A 1,184-nucleotide genomic window follows, 5' to 3' on the forward strand; every position below is an offset into this window, starting at 1 on the left:
GAACGGAGGTGGTGGTCGGCGGCCTGGTGACCCACCGGCAGCGGCCGCCGACGGCCGGCGGGGTGCTCTTCCTCAGCCTGGATCGGCGCCCTTGAGGCCCTGCACGCGGTAGTTGTCCTGCGTGCCCGTCTCGTACTTCGTGCCGCTCTTCTGCGCCTCGACGTAGACCCGGCGGATGCCCGGGTCGTTGCGCAGGAACTTGCCCGTCTCGGGGTCGAAGACCTTCTTCGCCCGCTCGATGGTGATGTTCTCGCTGGTGACGAAGGTCTTGCCGTTCTCCTTGCCGGTGAACCTGGACCCCTTGGGGATCGTCTTCGGCTCGTCCGGGTCCTCGTTGTGGACGATCATCAGGCCGCCGGCCTTGGTGACGTCGCCCTTGAGCTTCTCGTAGCTCTTGGTGCCGCCGGCTATGAGCAGATTGCCGTTGGCCAGCTGTGTGTGGCCCGTGCAGAACAGGTCGGTGGGCGTGGGGATCTTCTTGATCGTCCCCTTCACCGGGTCCCACAGCCGGGTGTCGAACTTCTTCGCGTCGAAGTTGTCCTGGTTGTTCCCGGACCCGGCCACGAGCAGGATCTTGCCCGTGTGCAGCAGGGCGGCGTGAATCGTGTTCTGCCGGTACTCCTTGGGGAACTCGACGATGTCCCACTTGCCGTTCTCGGCCTTGTACTCAGGTCTGTTGATCTTGTACTCGTGGTACTTCGCCGAACCGAACCGGTAGAGCCACGGCCCGTTCATCCCGGCAAGCGCTAGCACCACCACCGAGCCGATGGCTATGCGTCGGGCACGGCGGCGGCTGGCACCGTCTTTCATTTCTTACGTCCCCCAAGGGCGATCTGCATGGTCTGGTCGGGCGCGGCCCAACTCGGCTTCTCCTGCGCGGCGTGCGCCGGCGCGGCCAGGTGCTCCCCTTGGTCCGGGGGAGCGGCCGGCGGCTTCGGCTTCTTCCTGTCCTGCCGCATAGTCCACCGCCAGGCGAAGATCGGCGAGGCCGTGATGAGCAGCGCGAACGAGGCCCAGGTGAGCATCGCCGGGTGTGCGTGCCCGTACACGAAGGACGCGGTCATGGACGCCGCGAAGACCAGGATGAAGAACAGGTGGATGCGGAACGTGCCGACCCCGGACTCCCCGGACTCCCCGGATTCCCCTGACACTCCCGGGCTCGGCCGCGGTGTGCTCCACCCCGC

At 66.6% G+C, this 1,184-nt stretch carries 2 pseudogenes; both read right to left on the reverse strand.

Annotated features, from left to right (window positions below):
• Positions 1–81 precede the first annotated feature (81 nt).
• Positions 82–810: pseudogene (locus ACWD4P_RS38390) on the reverse strand (galactose oxidase); the annotation flags it as partial.
• Positions 807–1,184, reverse strand: a pseudogene (locus tag ACWD4P_RS38395) (hypothetical protein); the annotation flags it as partial. The pseudogenes ACWD4P_RS38395 and ACWD4P_RS38390, both read right to left, overlap by 4 nt.

The sequence above is a fragment of the Kitasatospora sp. NPDC002543 genome, from assembly GCF_053594915.1.